Source organism: Embleya scabrispora DSM 41855 (assembly GCF_000372745.1).
GTDB classification, from domain to species: Bacteria; Actinomycetota; Actinomycetes; order Streptomycetales; family Streptomycetaceae; genus Embleya; species Embleya scabrispora.
This window is the reverse complement of the sequence record NZ_KB889566.1, coordinates 1-17,818: the sequence shown is the minus strand read 5'-3', so window position 1 is coordinate 17,818 and position 17,818 is coordinate 1. Positions and strand designations below refer to the sequence as shown.

Here is a 17,818-nt window from a genome sequence, read left to right as displayed (position 1 = left end):
CTCGCCTCCTCTCTCCCGATCGGGGTGGCGCGGATGGTCGAGCTGGCTCGTGCGATCGCCGAGCCGCCGCGGCTGCTGCTCCTCGACGAGCCCGCCTCCGGCCTGGACGAGAGCGAGGCCGCGGTCCTGGCCGCGCTCGTCGAGGACCTGCGCACCACGACCGGATGCTCCGTGCTGCTGGTCGAGCACGACACCGGCTTCGTGATGCGGCACAGCGACCGGATCGTCGTGCTCAGCCAGGGCGCAGTCCTGGCGCAGGGCACTCCGAAGGAGGTCCAGGCCGACCCGGCGGTGCGGGCGGCGTACCTGGGCGGGGCGCCGGCGAAGGACGCGAAGAAGGACGGAGCACAATCGGCATGAGAGAGTTCCTCAACCTGACCTTCTCCGGACTGGTCACCGGCTCGATCTACTCGATCATGGCCGCCGGTCTGATCCTCACCTACACCACCTCCGGCATCTTCAACCTCGCCCACGGCGCGATCGCGTTCGCCACGGCGTACGTCTATTACCAGCTCCACACCGGCCTCGGGATGGACCCGATCCCGGCCGCGATGATCAGCGTCTTCGTCTTCGCGCCGCTGCTCGGGCTGCTGCTCGACCGGATCATGCTGCGCCGACTCGCCGGCGCGCCTCTCTACGCCCGTCTGGTCGGCACGATCGGGCTGCTGATCGCGCTGCCGAACCTGGTGATGTGGCTCGGCGAGACGGTCGGGCGCAACGTGCTCGGACTCGGACTCGCCGACAACTCCGCGGTCCGCGAGGGCACCCCGGTCCCAGGGATCGGTCCGTTCCCGGCCACGCTCTTCGAGCCGTTCCCCGGGATCGTGCTCGGCTCCGGCCAACTCGCCGTCTTCGTCGCCGCCGCGGTCTGCGCGCTGGCCCTGTGGGTGGTCATCCGGCGTACTCGGCTGGGCCTGCAGATGCGGGCCGTCGTGGACCGGGAGAGCCTCGCCGGTCTCCGCGGCGTGAACGCCGGCCGCGCTTCCGCGATCGCCTGGATCCTGACGATGGTGCTCGCCGGTCTCGGCGGGGTGCTGCTGGCCCCGCTCTTCTCGCTGCAGGAGAGCGTCTTCACGCTGGTCGTGCTCGGCTCGCTCGCCGCGGTCGTGCTCGGAGGGTTCCGCTCGATCCCGATCGGGTTCGTCGGCGGCCTGGTGATGGGCGTGCTGCAGAACTGGATCGCCGGCTACAGCGACCGGCTGCTTCCCGAGGCGATCAGCAGCCTCAGCGGGCTGAAGGCGGCCGTCCCCTTCCTCCTCACCTTGATCCTGCTGCTCTTCTTCGGCCGGGACCGCTCCCGGCGCGGCGGCACCGTCGCGGAGGAGGCGCCGCCGGCCGACCATCGCGCCGGGATCCCCCCGCTGCGGCGCCGGCTCCCGTGGGCGATCTGGACGCTGATCCTGCTCGCCTACACGATGCACTGGATCCCATTCGGGGCGCTCCAGGCGAGCGTCTACACCCAGACGTGGATCGCGCAGGGCCTGGCGATGGCGGTCATCTTCCTCTCGTTCGTCGTCGTCACCGGCCTCGGTGGCATGGTCAGCCTGGCGCAGGCGTCCTTCGTGACACTCGGCGGCTTCGCGGCCGGCTGGGCACTCTCCCAGGGGTGGGGCTTCCTCGGCGCGGCGGCGCTGGCGGTCGTCGTCTCGGTCGTGGTCGGCATGGTGGTGGCGCTCCCGCTCACGCGGCTCGGCGGGATCAGCCTGGCCCTGGGCACACTGGCGATCGCGCTGGTCGCCTCGCTGGTGGTCTTCCCCCTGCCGCGGATCGGCAACGGTGATGGGGGCTGGGCGATCGCCCAGCCCATCTGGGACGTCCCCGTTCTCAACCAGATCAACGACCTGATGGCGCCCGGGGCGCAGCCGTTCTTCGACGGCTCCCGGCCGGTCGAGCAGATCCTCCTCTTCCTCGGGCTCTTCGGCCTGATCACGGCCGGCCTGCACGGGTTCCGGCGTTCGGCGTCCGGCCGCGCGGTGCTGGCCGTGCGCAGCTCGGAGGTCGCCGCCGCTGCCGCGGGTGTCCGGGTCAACCGGACCAAGGTGCTCGTCTTCGGCCTGGCGGCGGCGATCGCCGGCCTGGGCGGCGTGCTGCTCGGGCTGTTCAGCTTCGAGGTGAGCAACGCGACCGCACCGCCGATGGCGAGCCTCTTCTGGCTCGCGCTGGTGGTGCTGTTCGGCGTGCGCCGGCCCGGCGGCGCGTTGCTCGCCGGACTGGCATGCGCCGGAGGCGGCGCGCTCTTCCACGCCGTCGCGGGGATCGGCTCGCCGGGGAGCGCGGTCAACCAACTGCTGGACTCGCCGCACCTGCTGCCCATCCTGGCCGGCCTAGGCGCGGTCCAGCTGGCCCAGGAGCCGGACGGCATCCTCTCCCTGGTCGGCAAGGACAGGCTCGCCAGGCGACGTGCCAAGGCGGCCGCGGTCACGCCACCGGCGCCGTCGCGGGCCGGGCACCGAGCGGCGGGAATGCTCACCGTGATGGCCGGCGACGTCCTGCGCCCGGCGGCACTGAGCCTGGAGGGGGTCCGAGCCGGGTACGGCGACATCGAGGTGCTGCACGGCGTCGGGCTCCGGCTCGACGCCGGTACCATCACCGCGCTGCTCGGGCCGAACGGCGCCGGCAAGTCGACACTCTGCGCGGTCGCGGCCGGTCTGGTGGCGCCGACCGAGGGCCGGGTGCTGCTGGACGGTGTCGCGGTCTCCGAACGGCCGACCTATCTGCGCGCCAGGGACGGGCTGATGCTGGTGCCGGAGGCGCGGGGCATCTTCCCGGGCCTCTCCGTCGAGGAGAACCTCCGGGTGATGCTCGCCGATCCGGCCGGGGTCGAGGCGGCGTACGAGCGATTCCCGATCCTGGGAGAACGCCGCAACCAGGTGGCCGGCCTCCTCTCCGGGGGAGAGCAGCAGATGCTCAGCCTCGCGCCGGCGCTGGTCGAACCGCCGCGGGTCCTCATCGCCGACGAGCCGACGCTCGGGCTCTCCCCGCTGGTCGGTGAGCCGGTCCTGGAGGCCATCGTGGAACTCAGCGGCAAAGGCACCGCGGTGCTCCTGGTCGAGGAGCACGCGCACAACGCGCTCCGGGTGGCGGACAGGATCGCGTGCATGACGAGGGGCAGGGTGGTCTGGTTCGGCGACTCCACCGAGACCGACGTCGACCACCTCGCCGGCGTCTACCTGGCGGCCGCGACCTGACGATCCGAGACTTGCTCACACCGACGACGGAGAGAAGAACCGTGTCCGAACTGCTCAGCACCCCCCTCACCGCCGACCTGGTTCGCGGTGCCCCGGGTCTCGAACCGCGCGCGGGCGGCGGCGTGACGCCGCACCGGCTACCGCCGTCCGCACGGGCGCTCGCCGACGACCGGCTCACGATGGCCGAGGGCCAGACCTCCGGAGTCCGGGTGGCGTTCTCCACGAGCGCGACCGTGGTGGAGTTGGAGACGCTGGCGACCCGGCTGGCCTACGTCGGTGCGCCGCCGCAGCCGGCGGGTGTCTACGACCTGCTCGTCGACCGCCGGCCGGTTGCGTCCGGGACCGTCGAGGGCGGGCGGACGGTGACGATGGACATGACCACCGGGGCGGCCACCCTCACCGAGGGGCCCGCCGGGACGGTGCGCTTCGAGGGTCTGGCGCCCGGGGCGAAGGAGGTCGAGATCTGGCTGCCCTGGAACGAGGCGGTCGAGCCGGTCGCGCTCCGCACCGACGCGCCGGTGGCCCCGTTGACCGGGTCCGGCCGTCGGGTCTGGCTGCATCACGGCAGCTCGCTCAGCCACGGGTCGGTCTCCGCGAGTCCGACGCAGACGTGGGTCGCGACGGCCGCGATCCGCGCCGGTGTCGATCCGGTCAACCTCGGGTTCAGCGGAAGTGCGCTGCTCGACCCGTTCACGGCCCGCACGATGCGGGACACCCCGGCCGACGTGATCAGCGTGAAGCTCGGGATCAACCTGGTGAACACGGACCTGATGCGTCTGCGCGCGTTCACGCCCGCCGTGCACGGGTTCCTCGACCTGATCCGGGACGGCCATCCGTCCACCCCGCTGCTGGTGGTCTCCCCGGTGCTCTGCCCGATCCACGAGGAGACACCCGGACCGTGCGTGCCGGACATGGCCGGTCTCGCCGAGGGGCGGATCAGCTTCCTCGCCGCCGGCGATCCGGCGGAGGTCGCCGCGGGCAAGCTGACTCTGGCTGTGATCCGCGACGAACTGGCCCGGATCGTGGACAGCCGCGCCGCCACCGATCCGCTGATCGGCTACCTCGACGGTCGCGAGTTGTACGGCGAGGCGGACGCCGAGGAACGCCCGCTGCCGGACGCGATCCACCCGGACGCCGAGACCCAGCGGTCGATGGGGGAGCGCTTCGCCGACCGGGTCTTCGGTCCCGGCGGGCTTTTCGCGACCGGCTGAGCCGCCGTCGCCGGAATCCCGGGGAGCCGCATTGTTCGACTTTCAATACGGAAATACCGTATCGTTAATCTGGAGAGGACCAAAGAAATGCCCGGTGAGCTGATCAAGTCGTCGCACGCGATGACGCCCGCGGACGTCGCGGAGTACGAGGGGCGCATCGCCGCCGTCCGCGCGAGAATGCGCGAGCGCGGTCTCGACGCGGTCGTCGTCGGCGACCATCCCTACGGCCTCGAGGACGGCTTCCGCTACAGCGCCTACCTCAGCGGGTTCGGCCTCAAGTGGCCGCTGTACCACAGCATCGTCATCGTCCCCGCCGAGGGACAGGTGACCCTGGTGGTTTCACCCGGTCCCGGCGGCGGCGTCGCGGCCAAGGCCGCCGACCGCACCTGGATCACCAACATCGTCAGCACGGTCGCGACGACCGCCGAGGAGAAGGCGCGGACGTTCTTCGGCCTTCTCGGCGCCTCGTACGACGAGGATGTCGTCGCCGCGCTCAAGCAGTCCGGCCTCGAGCGTGGCCGGATCGGCACCGTCGGCACCTGGCCGGGCATCGACGCCACCCGCACCGCGCTGCCGCAGGCGAGCTTCGAGCCGGCCGACGCGGTACTCAAGGACGTGGCGCTCACGATCAACTCGGCGTACGAGGAGGTCCAGCTGACCTACTGCCAGCGAGCCGCCGAGGCGACGATGCGGACGCTGATGGAGACCGCCCAGCCGGGCGCCCTCTACTCCGAGGTGTTCACGGCGATGTGGCACCGGCTGATCGATCTGGAGTGCAACGCCTACCCGCTCTTCTCCGTGATGTCCGGCGAGGGCACTCCGTGGTGGCCCTTCGACGACCGTTACACGCTGCCGGATGCCCGGATCCAGGAGGGCGACCTGATCGGTGGCGAACTGCCGGTCTCGCACCGCGGCTGGCACGTGCAGTTCTGTCGCACCTGGGTCGTCGGCGACCGGCCGACACCGTCCCAGCGGCACCTGCTCGACGGGCTGCGGGCGGTGCAGGAGGTGATGCGCGAGCGCCTGCGCGAGGGGATCACCGGCGACGCGATGTGGAGGATCACCCTGGACGCCTGCGAGCGTTTCGACTTCGAACCGATCGCCCGGTCCGGGCACTGGATCGGCTACTGGTCCGCCGGCGACCTCGGCAAGGACCCGGGCGACCGGCGCGACGGCCAGTTCCAGGAGACGACGCTCCAGTTCATGCCGAACAACCCCAAGACCGTGGAGGACGGGATGGCCGTGGTCATTCATCCGACGCTGGTGCACCGGCCGACGAACCGGTTCGGCATCCTGGGCGACACGGGCATCTTCCGCAACGGCCGCCTGGAGTATCTGACGGCTCCGCGCGAGGACTGGTGAACCCAGCCGTCGGCCGGCCCCGGCGCTCCGGCGCCGACGACGCGATCCTGCGCGCCGGGCGCGAGCTCATGACCGAGCACGGACATGCGGGCTTCTCGATGGACGAGGTGGCCCGCCGCGCCGGGGTCGGCCGGCAGAGCGTCTACCGGCGGTGGCCGTCGAAGTCGGCGCTCGTCGTCGCGGCGATGACCTCGGCCGGAACCGACGCGGAGGTCTTCGCCGACACGGGCTCGTTCGCGGGTGACCTCCGCTGCGGCCTGGAGGCGATGCGTGCGCTCTACCACGCGTCGAGCGCCGAGCTCTTCGCCGACGTCTACTTCGCGATGGCCGGCGACCCGATCGCACGAGACATGTTCAACGAGCATCACGTACAGCCGCGGCGACGCTCCCTGGCACGTGCGATCTCGCGGGCGATCGAGCGCGGCGAGCTGGTGCCGGACACCGACGTCTCGACGGTGATCGATCTCGCCTCGGGCCCGTTCCTCTACCGGCGGCTGATCGCCGCCGACGACCTCCGCGACTCGCTCATCGAGGCGATCGTGGACGCGGTCATGCTGTTGTACGGCGCCCACCGGACGTCCGGGGTCGTCAACTGACCGGCGGCTTCGGCGCGGGCGGGTCGTCGCCCGCGCCGAAGCCGCAGCAGTCCAGCGCGACCATCGACTGCTGCAGCCCTGCGTAGGTCGCCGGATCCCAGCCGGTGAGTCGACGCCAGCGCTCCAGCCGGTATTTGGCGCTGTTCGGGTGGATCTGCAGTCTCCGCGCGCAGCCACTGATCGCGAAGCCCGATGCCGCGAACGCCCGGACCGTCTCGGCGATGTGCGGGCTCCGCGCGACCACCTCTGCGGCCGTCGCGGCAAAAGGCTCCAGCCGCGGCCGGGCGCCTTCCAGTGCGCAGCCGGCCCAGTCCTCGTCGAATCCGGTGACCCGGCCGGTCAGGGCGGAGCGGCCGAGCGCGTCGCGGGCGTCGAGCAGACTCGCGGCCGCGCCGACGAGGCCGTCCCGGCAACGGCCGACGCCGGCGGCGCCGGTCCGGTCGCCGGAGCCGGCGACCAGGGCGTCGGTGATCGCGGCGGCCGGCCGGCCCTGGGCGACTACCACCGCGTACTCGTCCTGGTGGACGCCGTGGACGAGCCGGCCCGGTCCTGCGAGGGCGGCCTCGAGCGCCTCGGTCTCGGTCACCGACAGACCCGCGACGCAGGCCACGACGAACCTGCCCGCAGGGTCGAACCCGAGCCGGCCGAGGAGCCGGGTTCCCGCCGAGGCCTCCAGCGGACTGCGCTCGAGGACCTCGACGAGCCGGCGCATCAAGGCGGCGCGGGCGGTCGCGCGGTTGGTGGTCTCCGCGACGTGCGCCTCCGCCACCGCGGTACTGAGCAGATGCAGCCAGCGCCAGACGAACTCGACCTCCGCCAGCAGGGCACGCTGCTGAGTGGGCGTGCCGGCGCGGGCTTCGAGTTCGCGCCAGATGGCCGGGTAGGCGACGTGGTATGCGTTCACGACGTCCTGCAGCGGGATTCCCAGTTCGGCCCGGCGGGCGCCGAGTGCGCGGGCCCGGGCGACGTCGGTGTCCGCCGGCAGCCGGTGTGAGACCAGCCCGTCCAGGATCGCGGCGAGCTGGCCCTCGACGCCGCTCAGGTGCTCGGCGGGCGTCATCCCGGCGTACCCCGGAACCTCCCGGCGGATCTGCGCGGCCACCTCCCCGGCGAACGGCTCCAGGGCGTCCCGCAGGTCGGCCAGGACCGGCGCGAGCACGGATCGATCCTGCACGGCGACTCCTCGGGAACTCGTGAAAATCACGAACAAGTGGTCAGATCTTCTCGGATCTGTTCCTAGTCTACGGGGCGGCGCGGGCGAGACTCTGGTGAAAATCCCCAGAAGGGCAGAATCCGTGACCCAAGCCGTCGTGCCGTCGCTGAGTGACCGCTACCTCCACCTGTCCGGAACGGTCGAGCTGACCGGCGTACAGGCGCTCGCCCGGATGCCGATGGACGTCCGCCGCGCCGACCGGGTCCGCGGCCGGTCGACCGCGGTCTACATCTCCGGATACGAAGGGTCGCCCCTGGGTGGCTACGACCTGGAGCTGGCCCGGCAACGGCCGCTCCTTGAGGAGCTGGGCATCGTCTTCCGGCCCGGGGTCAACGAGGAGCTCGCGGCGACCGCCGTCCAGGGCACCCAGCTGGCGTCGTCCCGCCCGGAGAAGCGCGTCGAGGGCGTCGTCGGCATCTGGTACGGCAAGTCACCGGGACTCGACCGGGCGGCGGATGCGCTCCGGCACGGCAACCTCGGTGGCACCCATCCGCTCGGGGGCGCGGTCGCCCTCGTCGGCGACGACCCGTCCGCGAAGTCGTCGACGGTCCCCGGCGCGTCCGAACAGCTCCTCGCCGACCTCGGCCTGCCGATCCTCTACCCGGCCGACCCGGCCAACGCACTGCTGCTCGGCATGCACGCGGTCGAGCTCTCCCGGGCGAGCGGCCTCTGGGTCGCTCTCAAGATCGTCACCAACGTCGCCGACGGCAGCGGCCAAGTGCCGATTTTGCTCGACGACTTCGACCCGGTCCGGCCGGAGGTCGAGCTCGACGGCAAGCCCTATCGGCACGAGGTGACCGCCAGGCTCCTCCAGCCCGCGCTCACTCCGCTGGAGGAGAGCCGCAACGGTGTGCGCCTGGAGATCGCCCGGCAGTACGCGGCCACGAACGACCTCAACCGGCTCATCCGCCATCCCGGCGACCGCATCGGGATCGTCGCCGGCGGCAAGACCTTCCTGGATCTGCGCCAGGCGCTCGGCGCCCTCGGCCTCGACGAGGAGGAGCTGGCCCGGCGCGGGGTCCGGCTGCTGGAGCTGCGGATGATCCACCCCCTGGAACCGCGGATCGTCGCCGCCTTCGCGACCGGGCTCCGCGAGATCATCGTGGTGGAGGAGAAACGGGCCTTCCTGGAGAGCGCGATCAAGGACCTCCTCTACGGCCGGACCGAGGCTCCCGTGATCACCGGGAAGACCGGGCCCGACGGCAGGGCGGCGTTCGGCAGCGCCGGCGAACTCGACCCCGACCGGATCGCCGAGGTGCTCGCCGCCCGGCTCCTGGAGCACGGCGACTTCCCGAGCGTCGAGCGCTGGGCCGCCGAGCGCCGGCCGCGCCCGCAACTGAAGTTGCTGCCGCTCGCGCAGCGGACGCCGTACTTCTGCTCCGGCTGCCCGCACAACAGCTCGGTGAAGACGCCCGAAGGCGCGCTGGTCGGCGGCGGGATCGGCTGCCACGGTCTGGTGCTCGGGATGGCGCCCGAGCAGGTCGGTGAGGTCACCGGCCTGACCCAGATGGGTGGCGAAGGCGCCCAGTGGCTCGGCATGGCTCCGTTCCTCGATCGCGCCCATCTCTTCCAGAACCTCGGCGACGGCACCTTCCACCACTCCGGCAGCCTCGCGATCAGGGCGGCGGTGGCCGGCGGCGCGAACATCACCTACAAGCTGCTCTACAACGCCGCGGTCGCGATGACCGGCGGGCAGCAGGCCCAAGGCGCGATGAGCGTGCCCGCGATCACCCACAGCCTGACCGCCGAGGGCGTCGCCCGGATCATCGTGACGACGGAGAACCCGAAGGCCTACCGCCGTACCAAGCTCGCGCCGGGCGTCGGGGTATGGAGTCGCGACCGGCTCGTGGAGGCGCAGGAGACGCTCGCGGCGACGCCCGGGGTCACCGTCCTCATTCACGACCAGGAGTGCGCCACCGAACTGCGCCGCAGGCGCAAGCGGGGACTGGCCGCCGACCCGCGGGAACGGGTACTCATCAACGAGCGGATCTGTGAGGGCTGCGGCGACTGCGGGCGGGTGTCGAACTGCCTCTCGGTGCACCCGGTCGAGACGGCGTACGGGCGGAAGACCCGGATCGACCAGTCCTCGTGCAACAAGGACTACTCCTGCCTCGACGGCGACTGCCCGGCGTTCCTCACGGTGACCCCGCGCGCGCCGAAGGCGCGCCGCCGGCCGGCGCCGCCGGCGGCCACCGACCTGCCGGACCCCGACCGGCGCCCGCTGACCGGGCACCACACCACCCGGATCCTCGGCATCGGTGGATCCGGAGTGGTGACCCTCTCTCAGATCCTCGCCACCGCCGCGAGCCTGGCCGGCCGCACCGTCGCCACCCTCGACCAGACCGGCCTGGCGCAGAAGGGCGGCGCCGTCGTCTCCGACGTCAAGATCGGGCAGCCGGCCGGATCGGTCGCGTCCAAGGCGGCCGCCGAGGAGGTCGATCTCTACCTGGGTGCGGACCTGCTGGTGGCCGCCGACCCGCGGAACCTGACCGCGGCGCACGTCACCCGCACCCGCGCCGTGGTCTCCACGACCCGGATCCCGACCGGGCGAATGGCCACCGACGTAACCGCCTCCTACCCCGACCCCGAGCCGCTGATCGCCGACATCCGGCGCTCCACCCGGGCGGCCGACGCAATCTTCACCGACGCACGCGCGGTCAGCCGAGCCCTCTTCGGCGACGACCAGTTCGCGAACCTGTTCCTGACCGGGATCGCCTACCAGCTGGGCGAACTCCCGATCCCGGCGTCGGCGATCGAGCAGGCCGTCGAACTCAACGGGGCCCGGGTGGAGGAGAACACCCAGGCGTTCCGATGGGGGCGCCAGTACATCGCCGACCCGACCGCGTTCCAGAGGACGCTGCCCTCCTCGGTGGACCCCGCGCCCGTCGTGCCGTCGGCCGCGGTCCGGCGGATCGCCGGCCGGGTCGGCCCGGACGACGACTCGGAGGTCGCCGCGCTGGTCGTGGATCGTGTCGCCGAGCTGATCGCCTACCAGGGCGAGCGGTACGCCGAACACTACGCCGACCTGGTCCGCCGGGTCCGGGAGCTGGAACAGGTGGTCCACCCCGGATCGACCGCGCTTACCGCGTCGGTGGCCCGAAACCTGCACAAGCTGATGGCCTACAAGGACGAGTACGAGGTTGCCCGCCTGGCACTGTTGCCCGAGCTGAACGCGGCCGTGGAGGCCGAGTTCGGACCCGGCGCCCGCTACCAGTACCGGCTGCACCCGCCGACGCTGCGTGCGCTCGGCATGAAACGCAAGATCCGACTCGGCCGCTGGTTCCGGCCCGCCTTCGCCGTCCTGGCATCGCTCCGGTTCCTGCGCGGCACCCGCCTGGACCCGTTCGGCTACGCCGAGGTCCGACGGGTCGAGCGCCGCCTGGTCGAGGAGTACGTCACCTTGGTGGAGCTGGTGCTCGCCGGTCTCGACGGGAGCAATCTGGAATCGGCGCTGGCGCTGACCGAGGCACCCGACATGATCCGCGGCTACGAACGCGTGAAACTCGCCAACGTCGAGCGCCATCGGAAACGGACCGCCGAACTGCTGGCGACATACACCCGGGGAGAGGTGACCGCATGACACAGCCCGGCCGGCCCGCCCTCGCCGGCAAGACGGTGGTCATGTCCGGCGGCAGCCGCGGCATCGGACTGGCGATCGCACTGCGCGCGGCCGCCGACGGAGCGAACGTGGTCCTGATCGCGAAGACCGACACCCCGCATCCCCGCCTGCGGGGCACCATCCACACAGCCGCAGAGGCGATCCGGGCCGCGGGCGGAACCGCGCTCCCGGTCGTCGGCGACATCCGGTCCGACGCGACCATCGAGGCGGCCGTCGAGGCCGCGGTAGAGGCCTTCGGCGGCATCGACATCTGCATCAACAACGCCAGCGTGCTCGACCTGAGCCCGACCACCGAGATCCGGCCGAAGGCCTACGACCTGATGCAGGACGTCAACGTGCGCGGCACCTTCATGCTGAGCCGAGCCTGCCTGCCGCACCTCAAGCGGGCGGCCAACCCGCACATCCTCTCACTCAGCCCACCGCTGAACCTGAGCCGGCGCTGGCTGGGCGCACATCCGGCGTACACGGTCGCGAAGTACGCGATGACCCTGACCACGCTGACCCTGGCCGCCGAGAACGCCACCGACGGCATAGCCGCCAACTGCCTGTGGCCACAGACGCTGATCGCGACCGACGCAGTCGCGAACGTGATCGGCGGACAGGAGGCGGTCCGGCGCTCCCGGCAGCCGCGGATCATGGCCGACGCGGCGTACGACGTGATCACCGGCCCGAGCATCCGGCGAACCGGCCAGACGCTGCTGGACGAGGGCGTGCTCCGTGAGGCCGGGGTCACCGACTTCACGACGTACGCGGTCTCCGGCGACGAGCCCGAGACGGACCTGTTCCTCGACTGAGACGCACGCGACGAGCCCGCCGGGCCGCCACGAGGCACGCGACCGGGTCGTCACCCTCACCCCGGACGTCCCCACAACCGGAACGCACTCTCTCGGCGGCTCGTCGACGAGCCGGAACAGCGGCTCGACGAGGCCTCTGCCGACGACCGCGTCGCCGTCGTGGTGCTCGCTTCGGCCGCCGGTGTCTGCTGCTCCGCAGCCGACCTGACCGAGGCGGCCGACGGCGGGATGACCGAGGGCACCGGGCACCTGGTCGACCTGCGGCAACAGCTCCTGCTCCTCCCGAACCCGGCGGTGACCCGGCCGGCCGGCCCGATGCACGCCAGAGGCCTCGGGATCGTCGCGGCGAACGACCCGGTGCGCTGCGCCGACGACGTCACGATCGCCCCACCGAGGCCACCTCCCTCACCACGCGCACCTTCGGCGCCGAGGAGGCGGCGCGGATCGAACCGGCCACCCGGGCGGGGCCAGTTCGGCAAACCGGACGAGGCCGCCGCCGGCGTGTGTGGAGCTGCTCCGGGCGCACCCGCAGCGGCTCGCGGAGACCAAGGCGGTGCTCACCCGGACCACGCTGCGGCATCCGGAGGAGCACGCCGACGCGATGATCGCGCTCAGCGCCCGGCTCCTCGGGTCGGACCGAGCGCGGGCCGCGATGACCGCGTTCCTGGGGCGGTAATGTCTGCGAGGACCGGAAGCCGCGACGGAAGTAGGACCCGATGGGGCAGACCTCATGGGAGGAGCCGCCCGAGCGCGGCCGGCCCCGGCGGTTCGGTGCGGACGAGGCGATCCTCGAGGCCGGCCGGGAGCTGATGTTCGAGCACGGCTATGCCGGCTTCTCGATGGACGAGGTGGCCCGCCGGGCCGGCGTCGGCCGGCAGAGCGTCTATCGCCGCTGGCCCTCGAAGGCGGCGCTCGTCGTCGCCGCGATGACCTGGACGTCGGAGTCGCCGGACGTCTTCCCCGACAGCGGGTCCATCGCGGGGGACCTCCGCGCCGGACTCGAGTCGATGCGCGGGATGTACAACCGCTCCGAGCGGGACCTGTTCGCCGACGTCTACTTCGCGATGGCCAGCGACCCGGCGGCCCGCGAGCTGTTCAACCGCAACTACGTCGAGCCGCGCCGCCAATCCCTGGAGCGCGCGATCGAGCGCGCCATCGAGCGAGGCGAACTGCGCGCCGACACCGATGTCGCGATCGTCGGGGACTTCGTCTCCGGGCCGTTCCTCTACCACCGCCTGATCGGCTCCGACGAACTCCGCGACGAACTGATCGACGCGATCGTCACCTCGGTGACTGCGCTGTACGGGGCACCCGCACGCCGCTCGCGCAGGTGAACTCGGCGCCCGGCGGCCACACGTCGCTGTGTGAGTGGTTGTTGTTGGTGGGTTTTGGTGAGGTGTGTGGGTTGGAGTTCGGGGTGTGGGGGGTGGGGTGTTCGTGCGGGCCCGGTGCATGAGCGGTGTGAGTGTTTGTCTGGGTGGCGGTGGTTGGCCGTCAGTCGGGTTGATGTGTCGTGTGGGTGTTTCCGTGCTGGTCGGGGTGTGGACGACTGTGATCGTTTCGACTGTCACGGGGGTGACCGTCGACGGACGTCGGGTGCCTGACACGAGCGGGTTGTTCTGTCATGGAGTTGCCGATTCCTGTGTTCGGGGTCCGGGGCGCGGTATGTGCTGACGGTCATGGCGAAGAGTCGGTCTGCGTCGTCGATCGATCCTGTCGGCGGCGTCGGCGCCCGCGCTCTTCGCGGCACGATTCTCCTGGGTCAAGCTCACCACGTCGACCCGCGCTGTGTACGGCCCCGGGCTGCGTACCGGCGGACTTCCCGACCATCGCCGACTCCCACCCAACGACGTTGCTCTCGCCCACCGTCCCCGAACCGACTCCCTCCGTGCCCGAGCGGAGCCGCCGCGTGTCGACGGGATGAGAAGCGCGAGTACCGGCGTCGGTGTACGGGTACGTACCCGTACACTGGTGTTCATGAGTGAGAGGAGTTCCACGATGTCGGATGCGAATGTCCGTATTCCTGCTGAAACCCGTGATCGGCTCGCCGAGGTGGCGGCTGCGGAGGGCATGTCGCTGCGTGCGTATCTCGCGCACCTCGCCGAAACCCTCCTCACGCCGCAGGAGCGCGAGGAGCGCGCCGAACAGGCCCGCCGGGTGTTGCGGGAGTGGAGCGGCTACGACCCCAGCGAGGCCGAACAGGCGAGCCTGGACACGGAGTTGGATCGGCGTATCGCGGCGGCGGGCCCGCGGTGAGCGACGCGTTGCACGTCGTGCTGGACGAGAGCGCCATGGTCGCCGCAGGGCGTGGGAACGCCATGGCCTCCAGGCTCATCCACCGTGCGCACGCTCAACCGGGCTGGTTCCTGTACGCCCCGGCCTGTGCCCTGGTCGAGGCCGACCGGATCCGCCCCGGCACCGCCGAGCACATCGCCGCGCTGCCCGGCGTCGGCGTCCTCGAACTGGACCTGTCCGCCGCACTCGCGATCGCCCCCGACGACACCTGGGGCGCGGCACACGCCCGACACGCGGCCCAGGCCACCCCCGAACGCCCGGACGGCGCGTTCGTGGCCACCACCATCCCCGATCGATGGGCCGGACAAGCAGTACGCGTCCTCGACCTCAGCCTCTGACCCCCGCGGCCGAGCCACACCAGCCGTGGCGAGTTGCGGGGTGCAGGGTTCCGACCCGCGGCGCGGCACCGTTCGAGAGCGTTGCTCCCGGGCGAAAGCACCATGTGATGGTGGATGCTTCACCCATGCTGCCACCGGCCGCCCCACCAACCCGCCGCTGCGCCGTCCGTGTCGTCTCGACGGGACTGCGGGACGAAGCGTTCGGAACGTCCGGCTCTGTTTACCCTTCGAACTGGCCCTGTGAGGTTCGGTGGGGGTGTCGGTGGGTTGTTCGGTTGCGTGTGTCATCGGGTATTGGGGTGTTCTCCGCTGGTCGGAGAGGTTTTTCGTGGCTGATCGTGGTGATGGTTTCCCGGATGTGCGGTGACAGGAAGCCGTATCGGTCGGTGTCGCCTTCGTCGTGTCTCCTTTGTCTTTGTCGTCTCGTTCTCGGCCGTGATCGGCGTGGCGGAGTTGCGCAGCAGCCGTGACGGCACCGGCCACGGCCGCCTGACCGTTCCCACAGGTCGGGTCTCGCCACGCGCGGTTCGTGGTGGGCACCGCCGTCACCTGGTGCGAGTCGATGATCGACACCCTCGCCGACCCCCCGATGCCCCGTGGCGACGCGCGAATACCGCCGCCGCACCCGTCGACGGTGCGACTTCGACCCGCGGGAAGGCGGCCTCGCTCCAGGCATCGGCAGCACCACCCGGCGGATCGGCGCGGTACTCGGCGTCGCGGTCGGAGCCATCGTCCACACCCGGCATCCGGTGGCGTCTCGTTCGAGGCCGGCCTCAACAGTGCCTTCCTCATCGCCGGCGCCGTCACTTTGGCCACCGCCGTGTTCATCGGCCTGTGGCCGGGGAGTTCCAAGCCCGCCGCCTCCCTCACCGGCGCCTGCATTCGGGACCGTCACCCCAACCGGTGGACTTCGGTCGCCGCACTGCGCCCGGCCCCATGGTGCGCGCTACGCTCACGACCATCCCGACGACGCCGAGGAAGCCCGTGCCGTTCTCCGAACTCGCCCGGGCTTCAGGATCCCGAGGTGGTGGAGGCGAGCGCCCAGGGTGGTGAGGGAGTGGCGTGAGGTGGTCAGGAGCCGGTGGCGCCCGCGTCCGGGAAGCAGGGGGTGGACCTGGTCGGCGGCGGAGGCGTTGTCCGCGAGGATCAGCATGGCCCGCCCTTCGCGGTCCAACGTGTCCAGGACCGAGCGGTACAGCGCCGACTTGCCCGCTCGGTCGGGCGGGATGTGTGCCGGTTCGACGCCCAGCGAACGCAGGAGCGCGTCGAGGGCCTGGTCCGCGGTGACGGGATCGACGTCGTAGCCCCGCAGATTGATGAACAGCGCCCCATGAAACCGACCACGATCGAGTGCGGCATGTGCAAGGGCGAGAGCGAGGGCGGTCTTGCCGACACCGCCCATACCGGCGAGAGCCGCGGTGACGACCACGGACCGCGTCGGGACATCCCATCCCGTCTCGGAACTCTCGCTCTCTCGAGCGGCGTCGGTGGGCGCGGCCTCCAGAAGGGTGAGCAGACCTCGCAGGTCGGCGTCGCGTCCGACGAATCCGGCGGGGACCGGGGGCAGGGTAGTCAAGGCCGTGGGCGCGGGGCCGTGATGATATTCGATCTTCCCCACGACGAGACCGTGGAAAACGCCGCCTCGTGCGTCGATGTGGTCGCCGTACGCGGCCCCGGCCGTCCGATCCCGGGCGTGATCGGCGGGCGAGGCGTCGTCGATCTCGCCGGGTCCGGTGCCTTCAGGAGGAGAGCGTCGAGTCGCACGACGTTCGTCCTCGGCCTCGGCGGGCCACCGTCGCCATCGTTCCGGCGCGGTGGCGTCTCTGCCATCGTTCCTGGCGTTGGCGGTCGTCTCCAAATAATGCAGGAGGAAAGCGAGTTCGCGGGAGGCGGCGATGGGCGTGGAGCGGCCTGCGATCGCTATCCGGCGGGCGGTACGGCCGGGCAGTGGGTGTTCGGCGGCGGGGGTGCCAGGTCGATCAGGTAACGGTCGGTCAGGGCAGCCGCGCACGGGCTGTGGTCGTAGCCGCCGTGCCCCCAGCCGTCGTACGTCAGCAGCGTGGCTCCCGGGATCCGGCGGCCCGCTTCGACCGCCCACGGATACGGCGTGGCGGCGTCGTGTGCGCCGTTGACCAGCAGGATCGGCTTCGTGCTCGAAATGCGGTACGGGTGAGGTGGGTTGGTCAGGCGGACCGGCTGTCCCAGGCATGGGGTCATCAGGTACCAGGCGCTGAAGGAGCGGCGCATGTGCGGTGCCAGGGCGGCCGATCGGCGGTCCACAGCGGCGAGTTCGTTCGCGTCCGCGAAGTTCAACGCCCAGTCGGAACACACGACCGCCTGCCGGGCCCGGGGGTCGATGTCGACCGGCGGCCGAATTCCCGGTTGGGTGGGATGGGGAGTGGTGGCGTCCAACGTGCGAAGGCCGGCCGCGAGTTGCCGCCAACCAGGATTCTTGAAAGTGCCCTGGACCTGTCCCAGGAAGGTCATCGGAGTGATGCCGACGTCCGGTGCGGCCGGGTCGTACAGCGTGCCCGCCTCGGCCCGGGCGTAGAGCCGGTCCACGACCGCCCCGACATCCCGGCCGTGCAGTACGCAGTCCGTATTGGTGTCGCACCATGTGGTGAACTCCCGGAAGGAGTCCTCGACGGCGGCGGCCGAGGTCTCCAGCCACCGTGCGCCGGACGAGCTGTGGTCGAGGTTGCCGTCGGCTACCAGGGCCCGGAAACGACGCGGGAACACCTCGGCGTACTGCTGCGCCATCAACGAACCGTAGGACAGTCCCCAGAAGTTGAGCCGACGGTCACCGAGGGCCGCTCGGAGGGCGTCGATGTCGCGGACCACGCTCAGCGTGTCGAGATGGTCGTACAGGGAACCGGTCCGCGGCCGGCACCCCGCGACGGACGCACGATTCCAGGTGACGAACTCGGCGAACGCGGTCGGCGTGATCGGATCCGCGTCCGGTCGTGGACCGAGCGGATCGCACTGCAGCGGGTTGCTCGCGCCCCAGCCGCGCGGATCGAAGCCGACGATGTCGAAGCGGGCCCGTACCTCCGCCGAGAAGGCGTCCTTCTTTTTGCCGACCACGTCACTGGCACCGGGTGAGCCGGGGCCGCCGAAATCCACGACGAGGGAGCCGATCCGGTGGGTGGGATCGGTGGCCCTGCGCCGGGCGACGGCGAGGTCGAGGGTCGCGCCGCGGGGG

The 17,818-nt window shown here is 71.4% G+C and carries 14 protein-coding genes and 1 pseudogene; 12 read left to right on the top strand and 3 right to left on the bottom strand.

All coding sequences use genetic code 11. From position 1 onward, the window contains the following. The 5 genes from A3IC_RS52680 to A3IC_RS52675 all read left to right on the top strand — a co-directional run. Positions 1-360 (top strand): ABC transporter ATP-binding protein C-terminal domain-containing protein (locus A3IC_RS52680; protein WP_020549067.1); only part of this gene is annotated, 360 nt, incomplete at its 5' end. Beyond that, entirely contained in the window at positions 357-3,188 is a 2,832-nt protein-coding gene (locus A3IC_RS0105505) for an ABC transporter permease subunit (RefSeq protein WP_020549066.1), read from the top strand. The genes A3IC_RS52680 and A3IC_RS0105505, both read left to right, overlap by 4 nt. A 41-nt stretch (positions 3,189-3,229) precedes the next feature. Further along, complete coding sequence (locus A3IC_RS0105500; protein WP_020549065.1) at positions 3,230-4,399, top strand: SGNH/GDSL hydrolase family protein; 1,170 nt, start codon at positions 3,230-3,232, stop codon at positions 4,397-4,399. Between the two features lie 87 nt (positions 4,400-4,486). Beyond that, positions 4,487-5,761 (top strand): M24 family metallopeptidase, encoded by a 1,275-nt coding sequence (locus A3IC_RS0105495; RefSeq protein WP_020549064.1) that lies wholly within the window; start codon positions 4,487-4,489, stop codon positions 5,759-5,761. Next, positions 5,758-6,357, top strand: a complete 600-nt coding sequence (locus A3IC_RS52675; protein WP_020549063.1) for a TetR/AcrR family transcriptional regulator — start codon at positions 5,758-5,760, stop codon at positions 6,355-6,357. Before A3IC_RS0105495 ends, A3IC_RS52675 begins: the two co-directional genes overlap by 4 nt. Here A3IC_RS52675 and A3IC_RS52670 read toward each other — a convergent pair. After that, on the bottom strand, positions 6,350-7,531 hold the full coding sequence (locus A3IC_RS52670; RefSeq protein ID WP_052173211.1) for a PucR family transcriptional regulator: 1,182 nt from the start codon (positions 7,529-7,531) through the stop codon (positions 6,350-6,352). The genes A3IC_RS52675 and A3IC_RS52670 overlap by 8 nt on opposite strands. Before the next feature lie 121 nt (positions 7,532-7,652). On the opposite strand from A3IC_RS52670, the gene A3IC_RS0105480 reads away from it, so the two are divergent. From A3IC_RS0105480 to A3IC_RS0105450, 7 genes and pseudogenes are all read left to right on the top strand, one after another. After that, positions 7,653-11,150: an indolepyruvate ferredoxin oxidoreductase family protein gene (locus A3IC_RS0105480; RefSeq protein ID WP_040876187.1), complete on the top strand. Its 3,498-nt coding sequence runs from the start codon at positions 7,653-7,655 to the stop codon at positions 11,148-11,150. Beyond that, the gene (locus A3IC_RS0105475; RefSeq protein ID WP_020549060.1) at positions 11,147-11,983 is read left to right on the top strand and encodes an SDR family oxidoreductase; all 837 of its coding nucleotides are present in this window, start codon (positions 11,147-11,149) and stop codon (positions 11,981-11,983) included. The genes A3IC_RS0105480 and A3IC_RS0105475 overlap by 4 nt, the downstream gene beginning before the upstream one ends. A 78-nt stretch (positions 11,984-12,061) precedes the next feature. Further along, a pseudogene (locus tag A3IC_RS73360) lies at positions 12,062-12,355 on the top strand (enoyl-CoA hydratase-related protein); the annotation flags it as partial. A 133-nt stretch (positions 12,356-12,488) separates the two neighbouring features. Further along, positions 12,489-12,659: a Clp protease/crotonase-like domain-containing protein gene (locus tag A3IC_RS70630; protein WP_020549059.1), complete on the top strand. Its 171-nt coding sequence runs from the start codon at positions 12,489-12,491 to the stop codon at positions 12,657-12,659. A 40-nt stretch (positions 12,660-12,699) separates the two neighbouring features. Further along, positions 12,700-13,317, top strand: coding sequence for a TetR/AcrR family transcriptional regulator (locus tag A3IC_RS52660; protein WP_020549058.1), 618 nt, complete (start codon positions 12,700-12,702; stop codon positions 13,315-13,317). A gap of 664 nt (positions 13,318-13,981) precedes the next feature. Continuing rightward, positions 13,982-14,239 (top strand): hypothetical protein, encoded by a 258-nt coding sequence (locus tag A3IC_RS0105455; protein ID WP_040876189.1) that lies wholly within the window; start codon positions 13,982-13,984, stop codon positions 14,237-14,239. Next, positions 14,236-14,616: a PIN domain-containing protein gene (locus A3IC_RS0105450; RefSeq protein WP_020549056.1), complete on the top strand. Its 381-nt coding sequence runs from the start codon at positions 14,236-14,238 to the stop codon at positions 14,614-14,616. The genes A3IC_RS0105455 and A3IC_RS0105450 overlap by 4 nt, the downstream gene beginning before the upstream one ends. A 952-nt stretch (positions 14,617-15,568) precedes the next feature. Here A3IC_RS0105450 and A3IC_RS0105445 read toward each other — a convergent pair. Then, positions 15,569-16,234, bottom strand: coding sequence for a hypothetical protein (locus A3IC_RS0105445; protein WP_158695816.1), 666 nt, complete (start codon positions 16,232-16,234; stop codon positions 15,569-15,571). A 302-nt stretch (positions 16,235-16,536) separates the two neighbouring features. Further along, positions 16,537-17,818: alpha/beta hydrolase (locus A3IC_RS52655; protein WP_020549054.1), on the bottom strand; the 1,282-nt coding region annotated here is incomplete at its 5' end.